We start from the raw sequence: 17551 nt of genomic DNA, 5'->3' as shown, positions 1-17551 counted from the left end.
TTGCTTATGCCGTGACCAAAGCTGTGACGACGTAGGCCGGTAGAGGGCGGCCGCGTTGGTGGGTCGTCGGCGGCCGTGGCTCGACGCGGCCGGCGATGGCGTGGATCCGTGGACCCCGGGCGAACGTCGCATAGATCTCGGCGCCGCCGTCCGGGGCCGCCTGGGTGTGGACCCGCAGGGTGGATGCCCGCGGCTGGCCCGGGGCATGGCCGGCGACCAGGCTGCGGACGACCGACATGGTCGACGGCGACAGCAGCCGGGCCAGCTGGGCGGCCGGACGTCGCCGGTCGAGCGCCTCGAGGACCAGTGTCATTGCTATGCAGGCGAATTCCCGCACCTGCGGATCGGCGGGGGTGCGTCGCGCATCCATGCCGACGGCCGGCACACTCGGCGGGCGGCCCCGCGCGGTCACGGGACGCGGCTGAACTGCGGCGCCATCGTCGATGGGTGGCTCGCAGACGGGGGCGGACCTCAGAAACATCGAACCTCCTGCCCTAGGCTGTCAACATGCGGAATATCGGTTTCGACGTTGCGACGCCCGAAACGGTTCCCGACGCAGGGGCGACGACCGGTGGGGACCGGCGGGCAGGCGGGTGCCGATGGTGACCCGACTCTCGCCGCAGGATTCGGTCTTCTACTACCAGGACGACCGGGGCGCCAGCAGTCAGGTGGGATCGCTGCTGATCGTCGACCGGCGCGAGGGCGGCCTGGACTACCAGGAACTGCTGCGCACCGTCGAGTCCCGGCTGCAACTCGTCCCGCGCTATCGCAAGCTGATTCGCGAGATCACCCTCGGCCTCGGCCGACCGGTCTGGGTCGACGACGCCGAATTCGACATCACCTATCACGTTCGGCGTTCGGCGCTTCCCGAGCCGGGGTCGGATGAGCAGCTGCACGACCTGGTCGCGCGGCTGATGTCCCGGCCGCTGGAGCCGGGCCGTCCGCTGTGGGAGATGTATCTGGTCGAGGGGCTCCGCGAGAACCGGCTCGCCGTGCTCACCAAGACGCATCGTTCCCTGGTATCGGGGCACGATGCCCTGGAGATCAACCAGGTGATCGTCGATGACGCGCGCCAGCCGTCGGAGCTGCCCGAGGACCTGTGGCTGCCCGCTCGCGAACCCGGTCGGGCGGAGTTGATGGTCGGCGCCGTGGGCGATGCACTCGTGCGTCCGCTCGAGATGCTCGACCGGGTCCGCGCATCGTCGGGGCCGGTGGGTGCGGTCGGCGGGCTGGTCGCCGATTCCGCGCGGCGGGTCGGGTCGGTCATGCAGCTCGCTACTGGCACCGCACCGCGCAGTCCACTGAACGGGTCCACCACCGGGACAAGTCTTTTCACGGTCGCCACCTGTTCGGGTGCCGACGCGAGCGAGGTGGCCGAACAATTCGGTTGCAGCGTCAGCGACGTCCTGCTGGCGACGATCGCCGGCGCGCTGCGGCGGTGGCTGCTGTCGCGTGACCAGACGCTCGATCAGACGGTCAGCGTCCGGGCGCTGGTGCCGCTCAAGGCTTTTCCGGAGAATGTGCCGCCGGCCCGGGAGACCGAGTGGGCGGCCGGTGGTCTGCAGGGGTTCGTCACCGACCTCCCGGTCGGCGAACCCAATGCGCTGGTGCGGCTCTCGCAGGTCGCCCAGCTGACTCAGCGACACGCCCGCTCGCCGCGCCGGATGTCGTCGGGATCGGCGGAGTCCTGGCTGAACTACGAGGTCGGTCCAGCAACCTTCCACGCGATGAGTGCGCGGGCGGCGGCTTCGATGTCGCGCCGGTCGTTCAACCTGCCCATCACCATCGCGCGCGGGCCGGTGTCGCCGCAATACCTGGCGGGCAACAGGATTGCGGCGATCGTGCCGGTGCCGGTACGGGTGCCCGACCGGGCGCTGTCGGTGGGCGTGACCACCTACGACGGCGAGATCCACTTCGGTTTCAACGCCGATCGCACCGCGATGTGGGATCTGGGCGTGATGACGGACTATCTGACCGAGTCCTTCGACGAGCTGGTGGCGGGAGCACGCAAATGAGCGACGGAGATTCGGCCGGGGCACAGCGCGTATACATCCCGTCCACGCTGCGGATCGTGACCTCACTGGTCGACACCGACCAGATCCCGGTCCTCGGCGGCACCGCCTTCGCGGTCACCGCGGCACTGCGAGAGGCCTATGCCGCCGGCGACGACGAAGAACTCGCCGAGGTCGCGCAGCGGGACGCGGCGCGGGCCTCGCTGCGGCTGTTGGCGATCGAGGGCGCGACCAGCGCGGACACCGATGCGGAGGATCCGGCGTCCGAGCCGGACGAATCCGCGGCAGCGGCGGCCGCGTTCGCGCGTCGGCGCGTGGTGGTCGTTGCGGATGTCGACGAAGCGAACCCGCGCCCGGACCTCGATGCCGCGGTCGTGAAGATCGCCGGTGCGGTCTCGCGCGAACAGATCGTCTCGGTGCTGGTCGACGGGGCCGAGGCGGAACCGGTGATCGCGCGGGCAATCGAGCTGATCGATGCGGCCGACCTCGGCGACGAAGACGCCGAGCTCGCGATCGGCGATGCCGACGACCACGACCTTGCCTGGTTCGCCACACAGGAGCTGCCGTTCCTGGTGGAACTGCTCTGACGCGACGGGCCGGCGGGGGATTCTCTCTCGGTGTCAGCGTCTTGACCACGGACTGATCGGCCCGCTGCGGTCAGCGCACTCGTCTTGGTGGAACCGCTCGGAATCCGCTAACCTACCGCCAAAACCTACGGAACCGTAGGTTAGCGAAAAGAGCTCGCACAAGGAGGCCGGTCATGGGGTGGCGCGAACGATTCGAGGATCCGGTGCGCGGTGTCGCCGCCCGGCACCCGTCGGTGAACGTGATCCGCGCCGCCGCCGCCCGGATCACCACGCCGCTGCTGCCCGACGACTACTTGCACCTGATCAACCCGCTGTGGTCGGCCCGGGAGCTGCGCGGCAAGGTCGTGCAGGTGCGGCCGGAGACTGCGGACTCGGCCACGCTCGTGATCAAGCCGGGGTGGGGCTTCTCGTTCGACTATCAGCCCGGTCAGTACATCGGCATCGGCGTGCTGATCGAGGGCCGCTGGACATGGCGGTCGTATTCGTTGACGTCCGCACCAGTGCACGACGGCGGCGCGGACAAGACGATCTCGATCACCGTCAAGGCGATGCCCGAGGGGTTCCTATCCGAGCATCTGGTGACCGGCCTGCGCCCGGGGACCGTGGTGCGGCTGGCGGCGCCGCAGGGCGAGTTCGTACTGCCGGATCCGTTGCCCGCCAAGCTGCTCTTCATCACGGCCGGCAGCGGCATCACGCCGATCATGTCGATGCTGCGGACCATGGAGCGTCGGCGGCAGCACACCGATATCGTGCTGATCCATTCGGCACCCACGGCCCTCGACGTGATGTTCGCGGAGGAGCTGGAGCGATTCGAGAGCCAGGGCATGATCATCCTGCATCGCCAATTCACCAGGGCCGCCGGCAAGCTCGACGACGCGAAGATCGATGAGCTGTGCCCCGATTGGGCCGAGCGGCAGACGTGGGCCTGCGGCCCGCCGGCGTTCATGAATGCGTTGGGTCGCCAGTGGGAGCAGGCCGGCGCGGCGGATCATCTGCATATCGAGAAGTTCGTCCTGGAACGCGGCGCGGTCGGCGCCGCCGGCGGCACGGTCACCTTCGCGGCCACCGACCGCACCGCCGAGGTCGACGGCGCCACCACCCTGCTCGAAGCGGGCGAGCGCGTGGGTGTGCAGATGCCGTTCGGTTGCCGGATGGGCATCTGTCAGAGCTGTGTCGTGACCCTCAGCAAGGGGGCCGTCCGCGACCTGCGCAACGGTGCCGAACATGTTGAGGGCGAACGCGTGCAGACCTGCATCAGCATCGCGGCGGGTGACTGCACGCTGGACGTTTAGTCCGGATCTGTGATTTGGGCCGCACCGACTAGATAACCTACGGTCACGTAACCTACGCTTACGTAGGTAAGCATGACCGGGGGCAGGAGTTCGAGTGGCGATCACAGATATTCCCGAATACGCGCATCTCACCGAGGCTGACGTCTTGGCGCTGGGTGCCGAGCTCGACGCGATCCGTCGCGACATCGAGGCCGACCGCGGCGAGCGCGATGCGCGCTACATCCGCAACACCATCCGGCTGCACCGCGGGCTGGAGCTCGCCGGGCGCGCCATGATCTTCGGCGCCGGCAAACGCAAGATGTGGTGGGCCGGTGCGGTGACCCTCGGTGTCTCGAAGATCATCGACAACATGGAGCTCGGCCACAATGTGATGCACGGGCAGTGGGACTGGATGAACGATCCCGAAATCCATTCCACCAGTTGGGAATGGGACAACACCGACCCGTCGGCGCACTGGAAGCACACCCACAACTACATCCATCACAAGTACACCAACGTGCTGGGCATGGATGACGATGTGGGCTACGGCCTGCTGCGCGTCACCCGTGACCAGCGTTGGCGCCCTTTCTATTACGGCAACCTGGCCTACAATCTGCTACTGGCGCTGGCGTTCGAATACGGCGTCGCGATCCAGCATCTGGAGCTGGGCAAGGTCGCGGCCGGCAAGCACGACAAAGAGAAGTTCCAGCAGGATCTGCGCGACGTCGGCAAGAAGATCGGCAAGCAGGTCGCCAAGGACTACGTCGCCTACCCGGCGCTCGTCGGCGGTGTTACCCGGTCGCGGCGCTCGGTGCGCAAGGCGATCACTGCGGCACTGCTGGCCAACGTGATTCGCAATGTGTGGACCAACGCGGTCATCTTCTGCGGACACTTCCCGGACGGTGCCGAGAAGTTCACCAAGCAGGACGTCGACAGCGAGACGCAGGGCGAGTGGTACCTGCGCCAGATGCTGGGCAGCGCCAACTTCAAGGCCGGCCCCGTGCTCGGCTTCATGAGTGGCAACCTGTCGTACCAGATCGAGCACCACATCTTCCCGGATCTGCCGAGCAACCGGCTGCCGGAGATCTCCATCCGCGTGCAGGCGCTGTGCGACAAGTACGACCTGCCGTACACCACGGGCTCGTTCCCGGTGCAGTACGCCAAGTCGTGGCGGACCATCGCGAAGCTGTCGCTGCCGGACAAGTACCTCACCGACACGGCCGACAACGCGCCGGAGACCGCGTCCGAGGCGCGGTTCAAGACGCACGCCGAGGAGCGGCTGGTGTCGACGGTCGATCCGGTCACCGGTCGGCGCAAGGGCCTGCGGACCGCGATCGCGCGGGTGCGGGATCGCCGGAGCGTTCGCGCGTCGGTGTGATGCCTGCGGGCGTGCTGTGACGACGGTCGCACGCGCCGCGGCTACTGGACGGTTGCTCTAAATCGCCAGCGCATTGGACAATCGAATAGACACCCGTACCGACCGAAAGCCAGCGCGTGGCCATCACTGACATCAAGGAATACGCCCACCTCACCGAGGCGGACGTCGAGGCCCTGGGTGCTGAGCTGGACGCGTTGCGGCGGGAGATCGAGTCGGATCGCGGCGAACGCGACGCCCGGTATCTGCGCAACACCATCCGGGCACAGCGGCTGCTCGAGGTCGGTGGTCGGGTCGCGCTGCTGGGCAGCAAGAATCGCCTGGCTTGGCTGGCCGGCACCACCATGCTCTCGTTGTCGAAGATCATCGAGAACATGGAGCTCGGGCACAACGTGATGCACGGGCAGTGGGACTGGATGAACGATCCCGAGGTCCACTCCTCCTCGTGGGAGTGGGACATGGTCTGCGCGTCGGACCACTGGAAGCATTCGCACAACGTCGTCCACCACAAGTACACGAACATCGTCGGCATGGACCATGACGTGGGCTACCGGATGCTGCGGGTCACCCGGGACGAACAGTGGCAGCCCAAGCGGCTGATCCAGCCGGTCGGAAACCTGTTCCTGGCAACGACATTCGAGTGGGGCATCGGTCTGCACGACCTCGAGCTCGCCGATGTGGTGGCGGGCCGCAAGCCGTGGGATGAGGCGGGCCCGGAGGTCAAGAAGTTCGGCAAGAAGATCGCTCGGCAGCTGGGCAAGGACTACGTCCTGTTCCCCGCGCTGTCCGGGCCGGCCTGGCGATCGACCATCAAGGCGAACCTCACGGCGAATCTGGTCCGCAATCTATGGGCCTACCTGGTGATCTTCTGCGGCCACTTTCCCGACGGCGCGGAGAAATTCACCGAGCAGGACGTCGAGAACGAGACCCGCGCGGAGTGGTACCTGCGCCAGATGCTCGGCACCGCGAACTTCAATGCGGGGCCGACGATGGCCTTCATGTCGGGCAACCTCTGCTACCAGATCGAGCACCACCTGTATCCGGACCTGCCGAGCAACCGCTACGCCGAGATCGGCATCCGCGTGCGGCAGCTCTGCGACAAGTACGACCTGCCGTACACCACCGGGCCGATCCTGGTGCAGTACTGGCAGTCGTTCCGCACCATCGGCAAGCTTGCCCTGCCTGACCGGTTCCTCACCGCGACTGCCGACGATGCGCCGGAGACCGCCTCGGAGCTGAGGTTCCGCGGCATCGCTCCACGGCGTGGCCTGAAGACGGCGATCGCGGATGCCAAGGCCCGCGCCAAAGAACTTCGCCGCCGACGCTCTCGGTAGTCAGCTAATAGGTCGGCGCCGCGGAGAGCGAGGCGAGCAGGCCGCGTACCGCCATCGCGCGCCGATGGGCATGCCCGGTCAGTCGATCGAGCGCACATTCCGGATCGGCGGGCGGCCCGAGATGCGTACAGCCCCGCGGACATTCGTCGATCGCGTCGCGCAGGTCGTCGAACGCCTGGACCACATCGTCAGGCGACACGTGCGCCAGACCGAAGGACCGAATGCCGGGCGTGTCGATCACCCAGCCGCCCTCGTCCGCGGGGAGCGGCAGCGCCAGCGACTGCGTGGAGGTGTGCCGGCCCTTGCCGACGGCCGATACCGCCGAGGTCGCGCGATCAGCCTCGGGCACAAGACGGTTCACCAGTGTTGACTTGCCGACGCCGGAATGGCCGATCAAAGCGGTGACCTTGCCCGCCAGGGTGGACTGCGCTGCGGCGAGCGGATCGGCGACCCCGGCGAGGATCACCGGCAGGTCGAGATCGGCGAAGGCCGCGGTGAACTCGGCCGGATCGGCCAGGTCGGATTTCGTCAGGCACAGCACGGGGGTCAGGCCGCCGACATAGGCCGCGGCCAGGGCGCGCTCGACGAAGCCGGTCCGCGGCGGCGGGTCGGCCAGCGCGGTGACGATCAGCAGCTGGTCGGCGTTGGCGACGACGATCCGCTCGTAGGGGTCGGTGTCGTCGGCGGTGCGGCGCAACACTGTTCGCCGATCCGCGACGCGCACGATACGGGCCAGAGTATCGGTCTTGCCGCTGCGATCGCCGACCACCGAAACCTCGTCGCCGACCACGATCGGGGTGCGGCCGAGTTCGCGGGCGCGCATGCAGACGATGATCCTGTCGGGGTCGCCGTCGAGAGCGCAGCCCCACCGCCCGCGGTCGACGGACACCACCATGCCGGTGGAGGCGTCGGCATGGGTGGGACGGTTCTTGGTGCGCGGACGGCTGCCCTTGCCCGGTCGCACCCGGACATCGGTCTCGTCGTACTCGCGTGGGCTCAGGGCTGCGCCTCATCGGTGTCGGCACGCCCTGCCATTGCCGCCCACATGGCGGGAAAGTCGGGCAGTGTCTTCGCGGTGGTGGCGACGTTCTCGATAGCGACGTCGGCGGTGACCAGGCCGAGAAGCGCTCCGGCGGTGGCCATTCGATGATCGGCGTAGCTGAGCCAGGTGCCGCCGTGCAGGCCGCTGCGCCCGTGACCGACGATGCGGAGCCCGTCCGACGTCTCGGTGCAGTCGCCGCCGAGCCGGTTGATCTCGGTCGACAGCGCGGAGAGCCGGTCGGTCTCGTGTCCGCGCAGATGGGCGATGCCGGACAGTTCGGAGACGCCGTCGGCGATCGCGCAGAGCGCGGCGATGGTCGGCGTGAGTTCGCCGATATCGCGCAGGTCCCGGGTGAGCGGGCCGATGGTGCCGCCGCCGGTGACCGACAGTAGCCCGTCGACAAGTGTTGCGGTGGCGCCCATCTCGCGGAAGACGTCGACGATTTGCGCGCCCGGCTGGGTGGTGCGCTCGGGCCAGCGGGGTACGCGCACGGTGCCGCCGGTCGCGACCGCGGCCGCGAGAAATGCTGCGGCATTGGACAGGTCGGGTTCGATCACCCAGTCGACGGCGGCGATCGGTCCGGGGGCCACCGCCCACACGTCGGGGGTCGCGGTGTCGATGCGGACTCCGGCGGTCTCCAGCATGTCGACGGTCATCTCGATATGCGGCATCGACGGCACCGGTTTGCCGCTGTGCCGCACCGTGATTCCGCGGCGATACCGGGCGGCGGACAGCAGCAGGCCGGAGACGAACTGCGACGATGCGGACGCATCGATGGTCACCTCGCCGCCATCGGCGGCGCCCGTGCCTTCGACCCGGAAGGGCAGGCCATTGCCGGTCACTGCGACGCCGAGTCCGCGGAGCGCGTCGAGCACGGTGCCGAGCGGGCGGGTGCGGGCCTGTTCGTCACCGTCGAAGTCGACCGTGCCGGTCGCCAGGGCGGCGGCCGGTGGCAGGAATCGCATCACCGTGCCGGCCAGGCCGCAGTCGACCGTCGCCCCGTGCAGCGGCGCGGGGGCGATGGTGATCGTGGTGCCCTGCGTGCCGTCGGCGGGGTGGACGCCGACGCCGAGCGCGCTCAGCGCGTCGAGCATCAGATCGGTGTCGCGGCTGCGCAGCACGCCGGTCAGGGTCGATGGGCCGTCCGCGAGCGCGGCCAGGATCAGCGCCCGGTTGGTGATGGACTTGGATCCGGGAACATCGACTTCTGCCTCGATCGGCCCGGGCGCCACCGGCGCGTTCCACAGTTGCACGCCCCCAGTCTTTCACGTCTCGTTGCGGCGCCGGGCCGACGCCGCAACGGAATCGACTCAGCTGCCGCTGCCGGGACTGGCCTTGCCGTCGGCGGTGTACGACTTGGCGCCGGTGCCGGCGAGGGCACCGCCCTCGACGATCAGGTACTCGTCGCGGATCGGCTGCTGTGCGAAGAACGACTCCAGGATCTCGCGGGTACCCGCCGCGTATCGGGCCTGGGCTGACAGCGAGGTGCCCGAGATGTGCGGCGTCATGGCCTCATGCGGCATGGTGCGCCACGGGTGGTCGGGCGCCGGCGGCTGTGGATACCAGACGTCGCCCGCGTAGCCGGCCAGCTGGCCGCTGTTCAGCGCGGAGACGACGTCGTCACGAACCATGATCTCGGCGCGGGCGGTGTTGACGATGTAGGAGCCGCGGCGCATCGAGTTGATCATGTTGCTGTCGAACATGTGGTAGGTCTGCGGGTGCAGTGGGGCGTGGATATCGACGATGTCGACCGACCGCACCAGCGAATGAACATCCGGGTGGTAGGTGAGGCCGAGCTCCTTCTCGAGCTCCTCCGGCAACCGTCGGGTGTCGAAGTAGTGCAGGTTGACGTCGAACGGCTGCAGCCGTCGCAGCACGGCCTGCCCGATGCGCCCGGCGGCGATCACGCCGACGTCGAACCCTTCGAGGTCATAGGACCGCTCCGCGCAGTCGGCGATGTTCCATCCGCCGTCGACCACCCACTGATGCGACGGCAGGTAGTTGCGCACCAGCGCGAGGACCTGCATGACCGCGTGTTCGGCGACGCTGATGCTGTTGCAGAAGGTCACTTCGGCGACGGTGATGCCGTGCTTGATGGCGGCGTCGAGATCGACATGGTCCGAACCGATCCCGGCGGTCAGCGCGAGCTTGAGCTTGGGGGCCTTCGCAATCCGATCGGCATCCAGGTATGCGGGCCAGAACGGCTGGGAGATGACGACATCGGCGTCCGGCAGTTCTCGTTCAAAGACGGAGTCGGGTCCGTCTTTGTCCGAGGTGACGACCAGTTCGTGGCCGGCGGCCTCCAGGTATGTGCGCAGTCCCAGTTCGCCGGATACGCAGCCGAGCAGTTCTCCGGGCGTGAAGTCGATCGCCGACGGCGACGGCGCCGTCTGGCCGTCCGGATACGCGGCGATCGTCGGGATCGAATCGCGGGCGTAGACGGGCGGATAACCGGTCACCGGGTCGGGGTAGAGCACGCACAGGATCTTCGCCATTGATCACTCCTTCGTAGAGTGGCGGCGTGATGGGCCGCCGGAACGCCTTCTGTTCGTAGGCATTTCAAGTCTGCGTCGGGTGGCCGCGGATGGGCTATGACCGAATTCCGACCGGCGGATAGGCGACGTCGATCACCGCTGGTCAGCGGCGGTCCGGTGGCACGGCCCGGGCGGTGGTCTCGAACGCCCGCGCCAGCACCGGGGCCGGCTCGCCGGCCCCGCGGACCAGCGCCACCGGCGCGCGCAGTGCGGCGCCGTCGAGTTCGAGGACGCGAGTGCCGCGCGGCGGCCGGGTGACCGCGAACCAGCCCGCCGGCACGATGCTGGCGAATCGGCCGGTCTCGACCGCGGCCAGCAGGGTCGCGACCGAGTCGGTCTCGAGACGGGGGACGATGGCGACGTCATGTTCGCGCGCGGCTTCGTCGACCCGATCCCGTCCCCGCATTCCCTTGTGCAGCAGGCACATCGGCAGCGCGGCCACGTCCGTCCAGCCGATCGGTCCGTGGTCGGGAAGCAGTGCAGCGCTCACGACGAGGACGTGTCGTTCTTCGTACAGCTCGGTGATCTCGAGCCCGGTGAGGTCGATGCCGTCGGTGTAGACGAGGCCGGCGTCGAGTTCGAAACGCCGGATCCGGTCGACGATGTCGGCCGAGCGCAGTCCGGCGTCGACTCGCACGTGCACCAGCGGGTGTTCGGTGCAGAACGGGTCGACGAGGAGTGCCACGCGGGTGGCCGCGGCGGGTACCACCCCCAGACGCAACTCGCCGGTCAGGCCGACACGCATCGCGGTGACCTCGTCTTCGAGCGCGTCGCGGTCGGCGAGGATCCGGCGCGCCCAGATCACCAGGCGCTCGCCCTCGGGGGTCAGGCCCTGAAAGCTCGATCCGCGCACGACCAACGGCACCTTCAGCTCGCGTTCGAGTTTGCGGATCGCCTCCGACAGGGCCGGCTGCGAGACATAGCAGGCGGCGGCCGCGCGGGCGAAGTGTCGTTCGCGCGCCAGCGCGACGAAGTATTCGAGCTGACGAAACAGCATGACCCGTTCTACCACGGGTGATAGGCCGTGCCTATCAACACGACGATGTTCCGTCTTGGACGGGCGGCCGACCGGCGGTTGACGATGGGTTCGCCGGCCGACCGGCCCGGATGTCGATACCGAAGGCATTCGGAGAATCGAGCGAGAAGCGGAGTGGGCCGGTGGACCGAGGGAATCGCGCGCGCCCCGCGCTGCGGCCCGACGGCCAGGACCACTTCCACGCGCTGCGGGTGGCCGTCGGGCTGTTGGCCCCGGCAACCGTGCTGCTGACGACCGGGCGACCCGAGCTGATGATCTTCGCGGTGTTCGGTGCGTTTGCCGGGATGTACGGACGCGGTGAGACGGCGCGCCTGCGGCGGCGGCATCAGATGCAGGCGGCCGTCCTGCTGACGGTCGGCGTCGCGGTCGGGGTGTCGTTGTCGAACCTGGCGGTGCCCACGTGGGTGCTGGTCGTCGTCGAGATCGGATTCGCGATGGCGGGTTCGGTGGTGGCGGACGCGTGCGGGCTGCGCCCGGCGGGACCGTTCTTCTTCCTGTTCGCGCTCGGCGCGACCGCCGTCGTCCCGGCCGGTGTGGTCGACCCCGTTGTCGCCCTCGCGATCTGTGCGGCAACCGCGGCTCTGGCCGTCGTGATCGGGGCGGTCGGTGTGCCGGGCAGCCGCGACGATCGACCGGCGTCGTGCGGAGTCCCGCCGGGAGCGTGGGTGCATGCGACCCGATACGGCATCGCCATCGCCGCCGCGGGTGGCGTCGGCGTCTTCCTCGGCTTCGCCCACGCGAACTGGGCGATGGCCTCGGCCGCCGTGCCCCTAGCGGTCATCGGCATCGGCGGACCCGCCGCCGGCGAGATCCGCCCGGTGCTGTCCCGGGCCGGTCATCGAGTCGCCGGGACGTGTGCCGGGCTCGTCCTGACTGCCGCGGTCCTCGCCGCGGACCTGCCGCCGTGGGCGCTCGCGGCGCTGATGGTCGCGCTGCTGTTCCCGACCGAGCTCTTCATGGCCCGGCACTATGCCGTGGCCATCGGGTTCTTCACGCCGCTGATCATGTTGATGTGCGAGCTCGCCGATCCGGCCGACCCGATGCAGCTGGTGGGCTATCGCGGGTTGGACACGCTGATCGGCGTGGCCGCCGGGGTCGTGGTCGCCGTTCTGGTGCGCGGGCGCGGCTGCTCGTCGGCGGCCGCCGAAACGGCTGCCGACGGCGCTGCGCGCGTCGGGTGTCACGCCGGTCGTTCCGTGCGCTCGTAGCATGGGCGCCATGACGGTGCAGGTTCGCGAGTTCTCGGTCGGGCAGTTGGCCCACCGCAGCGGCGTCGCGGTGTCGGCGCTGCATTTCTACGAGCGGCAGGGGCTCATCTCGAGCCGCCGCACCGCCGGGAACCAGCGGCGATACAGCCGCGATGTCCTGCGCCGGGTGGCATTCATCCGGATCTCGCAGCGCGTCGGCATCCCGCTGGCGATGATCAAACGGGCACTCGACGAACTGCCGGCCGAGCGCACGCCGACGCGTCGCGATTGGGCGCGACTATCGAAGTCCTGGGAGACCGATCTGACGTCACGTATCGAGGAGCTGACGCGGCTGCGTGACAATCTCACCGACTGCATCGGCTGCGGCTGCCTGTCGTTGTCGACCTGTGTACTGGCCAACCCGAAGGACGAACTCGGCGACCATGCGGCCGGACCGCAGCGGATCTTCGATCCGTTGGTCGACGAGTCGGCCTGAAGGGAGTCGTTCCGAAGTCCGCAATACGGCGGCGGATATGCACGTAGCATATCTTCGGTATTTCTAGGCGAGGAGGCTTCGGTGGCGCGTGGAGACACTCGGCGCCGCATGCTCGGCACCGCCATCGAACTAATCCACGAGGGCGGCGCGGGTGGCGTGACCGTGGACGCCGTGCTCAGCCGCAGCCATGCGCCGCGCGGATCGGTGTATCACCATTTTCCGGGCGGTCGCGACCAGATCGTGCGCGAGGCGGCGGAGATGGCGGCCGAGGCGATGACGTCGGTCGTCGCCGGACTGTCCGAACTGCCGCCGACGCAGGGACTGCGCGCATTCATCGGGGTGTGGAAAGAAATGTTGTCCGGCAGCGTTTTTCACGCCGGCTGCCCGGTGGCGGCGGTGACGGTCAGCGGCACCACCGCCGACCCGGAGCTGCTGGAACTCGTCGCGGCGACCTTCGGCGAATGGAAATCGCTGTGCGCCGCGGCTCTGCGCCGGTCCGGGGTGCCCGACGCAGAGGCCGACCGGGTCGCCACCCTGGCGGTCGCATCCATCGAAGGCGCAATCATCATGTGCCGTGCGGCGCGCAGCCTGGAGCCACTCGAAGTCGTCGGCGTCGAACTGGAGGACCGGCTCACTGCGGCGCTGGCGGCGGCCCGTCGGGGCTGATCCGTCGGGCGGGCCACCAGATGCGGTCGCCGAGCAGAGCGACCGCGGCGGGGACGAGAATCGTTCGGACGACGGTGATGTCGAGCAGCAGCCCGATCCCGATCGTCGATCCGATCTGGATCAGATTGAACGTGCTGCCGGTGGTGAGGGCGAACATCGTCACGGCGAACACCAGCCCGGCGGTCGTGATCACGCTGCCGGTGCTGCCGAACCCGCGAATGATGCCGCGGATCATGCCGTCCTTCGATTCCTCGCGAATGCGGGCGGCGAACAGCATGCTGTAGTCCGCGCCGACCGCGACCAGTGCCATGAACGACACCGGCAGTACCGACCAGTCGAGATTGATGCCGATGACGTGCTGCCACAACAGCGTCGACAGGCCTGCCGCCGCTGCGAACGACAGGATCACGGTGCCCACCAGGATCAGCGGCGCCACTAGCGAACGCAGGAGCAATATCAGGATCAGCAGCACCATGACGATCGCGACCGCCGCGAACACGGCGAAGTCACGCACCACCTGGTCGCGCATCTGTGCCGACAACGTCGATAGGCCGGTGGTGGAGACGTGTGCGTCGGACAACACGGTCCCGGTGGCCGCGCGGTGCGCGGCGGTCGCGAGCGAGCCGACTCGGTCGAGCGCGGTGGCGCTGTACGGATTGATCTTCCACACCACCATCATTCGCGCACTGCGGCCGTCCGGCGACATCAGCAGCTTGGCGCCGTCGACGAACCGGGCGTCGGAAAGTGCCTGCGGCGGAAGATAGAAGCCGCGGCCGGGTCCGGTCGTGGTGTGCTCGGACATGGTCGTCAGATAGTCGGAGGCGAGCCCCAGTCCCGAATTGAGCTTGGTGGTCATCGCGGCCATCTGATCGGTGCCCGCGCGGACCTGATTCAGCCCGGACGACAGTTGCCGCATGCCGTCGGTGAGCCGGTTCATCCCGTCGGTCAGCTGATTCAGCTGTGCCCGAATCTGATCCGGTGATTGGCCGCCCATCTGGTCGATGAGGCGCTGCAGTCCGGCCAGCCCCTGTCTCATGTCGGGCAGAGCCGCAGCCAATGAACTCGCGGAGGCCGGCGCCGCAGCCGCCGTCGCGGCGGCGGCCAGGGCCTGCCCGGCGCGGCCGCCGGTCGCGGCGTTGAGATCGCGATACGCCGTGCGGGCCCGCATGCATTGCGGGTCGATCAGGCACTGCGGCGCGGGCTGGGCGGAGGTGAGCGGTGCGAATACCGAGTCGATGTTCGCGAGGGCACCCGTCATCCGATCGCTGCTCGTCCGGACCTGTGCCAGGACTCGATCGAGTCCGTCGGTGCCGGCGCGCAGATCGGCCACCGCTTGCGGCACCGTGGAGGTGCCCGAACTCAACGCATTCACGATCCGTTCGGCCGTCGAATACGAATCCAGCACGTTGCCGGCCATGGCTACCACCTGGTCGGTCCCCGCGGTCAGCGCCGGAAGCTGCGCCGCGGCCGCCGCCGCGCCGTCGTCGAGCTGGCGCGCCCCTGACGCCAGCTGCTGGAGCTGCGGCAACGCCGCCGACAGTTGCTCATGCGCCGAGCCGAGCTGTCCGCCAATGACATTCGTCTGATATCCGGTCGCGGATTCGGCGACCGGAATGCCGTCCGGGCGGGTGATGGAGCGCACGTACGCGATCCCGGGCACCTGCGCGACCGCGTTCGCCATCAACTCGAGCGCCGCGAGGTCGCCGGTGTTCCGCATGTCGTGGTCGGACCGAACCAGCAGGTATTCGGGGGCGGCTTCGTTTGCATGCCAATGGTTCTCGGTATTGACGTAGCCGCGTTTGCTGTCGGTGTCGTGGACTTGGGCGCGGTTCTCGTCGAAGTTCATCCGGAACGTGAACAGCACGGCGGACAGGGCGATCAGCACGACCAGGCTCGCGATCGCGAGCGGTATCGCGCGGCGCACGATCCGGACGCCGGTATGGCGCCAGCGCCGTTCGGTCGATGGCCTCGGTTCGAGGAGTCCGCGTCGCGCGAGCACCGTGATCAGGGCCGGTGGCAGCGTCAGGGAGATCAGGAGCGATAGGGCGATCGCGATCGCGATCGGTGGACCGGCGGTCTTGAACATGCCGATCTTGGTGAAGGCCATGGAGATCCCGGCGGCCCCGATGGTGAGTGCCGAGGCGATGATGATGCCGCCGACGGAATCGATCGCGGCCGTGACGCTTCCGCCGACCGATCGGTCGCGGCGTCTCGACTCGTGATAGCCGGCGATGAGGAAGATCGCATAGTCGGTCGTCGCGCCCAGCACCATTGCGGTTGCCAGGGCGATCGTGAAGTTGGAGACGGTGAGCAGATCGCTGGCGCCCAGTGCCGACAGGACCGCGCGACCGACCGCGAGGCTGATGCCGACCGTGGCGAGTGCGACACCCGCGGCGGCGACCGAGCGGTAGACCGCGAGCAGCAGCATCGTGATGAGCGCCACCGAGACCGCGGTGATCACGAGAAGCGAGACGTCGATCGAGTGGAACACGTCGGCGAGGGTCGGTGCGGCACCGGTGAAATTGACGGTGAGACCGGGCGGCGGCGAAGCCTGCCGGATCAGGTCGCGGATGTCGTTCGTGCTCTGATGCGCGCGCGTTGATCCGACGTCGCCCTGGGCCGCGACCACGAGATTGATCGCCTGCTTGTCGGGGCTGAGCGCGACCTCTCGGGTAGCGGGTTTGCCGTACATGTCGAGCACGTACGCGACGGCGTCGTGGTCGGCGACCAGGCTGCCGACCAGCCGCTGATAGTAGGCATCGTCCTGGTGCGAGATCGGCCGATCCGCCGACATGACGATGCTGCCGACGGCGGACGACGGTGCCGCGCCGAAGTCCTTCGACATCTGCCGAAGCGTCTCGTTGCCGGGCAGGTCGCCGGGCAGGAAGGGCGCGGAATGCTTGGATACGGTCTGCTCGAGCTGGGGGATCGCGACATTGAGCACGCCGGCGAGCGCGATCCAGAAGGCGATGATCCACCAGGCGTAGCGGCCCGTGAAGCGGCCGATGCCCCTGAGTATCGCCGATCCGCCATGCATGGTCGTCCTCGAATCCGCGGCGAGCCGCCGCATCCAGTTCTATGCACCGTGCATAGAACTTCGTGGAGAGTAAGCGGCGGTGCCGAACCTTGTCAATGATCGATGGCATGGTTCGTGAGTGAGCCGTCGCTCGAGCCACGGCCCCGCCGCCGGTCGGTGTCGGGCGCTAGCCTCGGGGCATGTGCGGACGTTTCGCGGTGACCACCGACCCGGCGGCATTGGCGGCCGAGCTGGATGCGGTGAATGAGGTGGCGCCCCAACCCCTGGACAAGGGGCCCTCTGCCTCCTCCGGTGCCGACTACAACGTCGGGCCGACGCGGAGTGTGATGACCGTGGTCAAGCGCCACTCCCGGGAGCATCCCGACGACGACCCGGTGTTACGGATCCGTGAGATGCGTTGGGGCCTGGTTCCGTTCTGGGCCAAGGAGTTCGGCAAAGGTGCGCCGATGTTCAACGCCCGCGCCGAGACTGCGGTCACCATGCGATCATTCCGGGATGCCGTCAAGAGCCGACGGCTGCTGGTGCCGATGGACGGCTGGTACGAGTGGCGACCTATCGGCGATGCCGGGGCCACGAAACCGCCGAAGCAGGCCTACTACATGTCGCCCAAGGACGGCACCCGTCTGTTCATGGCGGGCCTGTGGTCCAGCTGGCACTCGAAAGCCGAAGGCGCGAAAGACGATCCGCCGAAGCTCAGTTGCACGATCCTGACCACCGACTCGGTCGGCCCGCTGCAGTTCGTGCACGACCGCATGCCGCTCATCATGCCGGCTGAGCAATGGGACGCCTGGCTCGATCCCGACCACCCGGCCGACCCGGAGCTGTTGGCGGCGCCGTCGTCGGCGCTCGCCGAGGCCATCGAGATCCGCCCGGTGTCGGCGTTGGTGAACAGCGTCCGCAACAACGGTCCGGAGCTGATCGATCGGGTGGAGCCGCTGGGGGAGCAGGAGACGCTGCTCTGACGACTCCGCGAA

15 protein-coding genes are annotated in these 17551 nt (G+C 68.4%); 9 read left to right on the top strand and 6 right to left on the bottom strand.

The window, feature by feature from the left end; translation table 11 throughout:
- Positions 1-4: 4 nt before the first annotated feature.
- On the bottom strand, positions 5-481 hold the full coding sequence (locus G341_RS23900; RefSeq protein ID WP_155827087.1) for an Rv3235 family protein: 477 nt from the start codon (positions 479-481) through the stop codon (positions 5-7).
- A 118-nt stretch (positions 482-599) separates the two neighbouring features.
- Here G341_RS23900 and G341_RS0120105 point away from each other — a divergent pair, with 118 nt between their 5' ends.
- The 5 genes from G341_RS0120105 (at position 600) to G341_RS0120085 (ending at position 6579) form a co-directional block, all read left to right on the top strand.
- Positions 600-2015, top strand: a complete 1416-nt coding sequence (locus G341_RS0120105) for a wax ester/triacylglycerol synthase family O-acyltransferase (protein ID WP_026303942.1) — start codon at positions 600-602, stop codon at positions 2013-2015.
- Positions 2012-2599, top strand: coding sequence for a DUF6912 family protein (locus G341_RS0120100; protein WP_018180978.1), 588 nt, complete (start codon positions 2012-2014; stop codon positions 2597-2599). The genes G341_RS0120105 and G341_RS0120100 overlap by 4 nt, the downstream gene beginning before the upstream one ends.
- A gap of 173 nt (positions 2600-2772) precedes the next feature.
- The gene (locus tag G341_RS0120095) at positions 2773-3891 is read left to right on the top strand and encodes a ferredoxin reductase (RefSeq protein WP_018180977.1); all 1119 of its coding nucleotides are present in this window, start codon (positions 2773-2775) and stop codon (positions 3889-3891) included.
- A 94-nt stretch (positions 3892-3985) separates the two neighbouring features.
- Positions 3986-5248, top strand: a complete 1263-nt coding sequence (locus G341_RS0120090; protein ID WP_018180976.1) for a fatty acid desaturase family protein — start codon at positions 3986-3988, stop codon at positions 5246-5248.
- Positions 5249-5364: 116 nt separating this feature from the next.
- Positions 5365-6579, top strand: coding sequence for a fatty acid desaturase family protein (locus tag G341_RS0120085; RefSeq protein ID WP_018180975.1), 1215 nt, complete (start codon positions 5365-5367; stop codon positions 6577-6579).
- Between the two features lie 4 nt (positions 6580-6583).
- Here the strand turns inward: G341_RS0120085 and rsgA are convergent, their stop codons facing one another.
- The 4 genes from rsgA to G341_RS0120065 form a co-directional block, all read right to left on the bottom strand.
- Positions 6584-7579, bottom strand: a complete 996-nt coding sequence (gene rsgA, locus G341_RS0120080) for a ribosome small subunit-dependent GTPase A (protein WP_026303941.1) — start codon at positions 7577-7579, stop codon at positions 6584-6586.
- Positions 7576-8874, bottom strand: a complete 1299-nt coding sequence (aroA, locus tag G341_RS0120075) for a 3-phosphoshikimate 1-carboxyvinyltransferase (protein WP_018180973.1) — start codon at positions 8872-8874, stop codon at positions 7576-7578. The genes rsgA and aroA overlap by 4 nt, the downstream gene beginning before the upstream one ends.
- A 57-nt stretch (positions 8875-8931) precedes the next feature.
- Complete coding sequence (locus G341_RS0120070) at positions 8932-10116, bottom strand: NAD-dependent formate dehydrogenase (protein WP_018180972.1); 1185 nt, start codon at positions 10114-10116, stop codon at positions 8932-8934.
- Between the two features lie 142 nt (positions 10117-10258).
- Entirely contained in the window at positions 10259-11152 is an 894-nt protein-coding gene (locus G341_RS0120065) for a LysR family transcriptional regulator (protein ID WP_018180971.1), read from the bottom strand.
- 161 nt (positions 11153-11313) lie between these two features.
- Between G341_RS0120065 and G341_RS22720 the strand changes: the two genes are divergently transcribed.
- The 3 genes from G341_RS22720 to G341_RS0120050 all read left to right on the top strand — a co-directional run bounded on the left by G341_RS22720 (position 11314) and on the right by G341_RS0120050 (position 13540).
- Positions 11314-12399 carry an FUSC family protein gene (locus G341_RS22720; protein WP_245557065.1) on the top strand — a complete coding sequence of 362 codons (1086 nt, stop codon included), beginning with the start codon at positions 11314-11316 and terminating at the stop codon, positions 12397-12399.
- Between the two features lies 1 nt (position 12400).
- Positions 12401-12874 (top strand): redox-sensitive transcriptional activator SoxR, encoded by a 474-nt coding sequence (gene soxR / locus G341_RS0120055; RefSeq protein WP_018180969.1) that lies wholly within the window; start codon positions 12401-12403, stop codon positions 12872-12874.
- An 81-nt stretch (positions 12875-12955) separates the two neighbouring features.
- Positions 12956-13540: a TetR/AcrR family transcriptional regulator gene (locus G341_RS0120050; RefSeq protein WP_155827085.1), complete on the top strand. Its 585-nt coding sequence runs from the start codon at positions 12956-12958 to the stop codon at positions 13538-13540.
- Here the strand turns inward: G341_RS0120050 and G341_RS0120045 are convergent.
- Positions 13506-16577: an MMPL/RND family transporter gene (locus G341_RS0120045; protein WP_043452209.1), complete on the bottom strand. Its 3072-nt coding sequence runs from the start codon at positions 16575-16577 to the stop codon at positions 13506-13508. The two genes, G341_RS0120050 and G341_RS0120045, sit on opposite strands and share 35 nt — an antisense overlap.
- A 179-nt stretch (positions 16578-16756) precedes the next feature.
- Between G341_RS0120045 and G341_RS0120040 the strand changes: the two genes are divergently transcribed.
- Positions 16757-17539, top strand: coding sequence for an SOS response-associated peptidase (locus G341_RS0120040; RefSeq protein WP_018180966.1), 783 nt, complete (start codon positions 16757-16759; stop codon positions 17537-17539).
- Positions 17540-17551: the final 12 nt, after the last annotated feature.

It is taken from the genome of Jongsikchunia kroppenstedtii DSM 45133, assembly GCF_000380485.1.
Taxonomy (GTDB): Bacteria; Actinomycetota; Actinomycetes; order Mycobacteriales; family Mycobacteriaceae; genus Jongsikchunia; species Jongsikchunia kroppenstedtii.
This window is presented reverse-complemented; position numbering and strand designations above follow the sequence as displayed.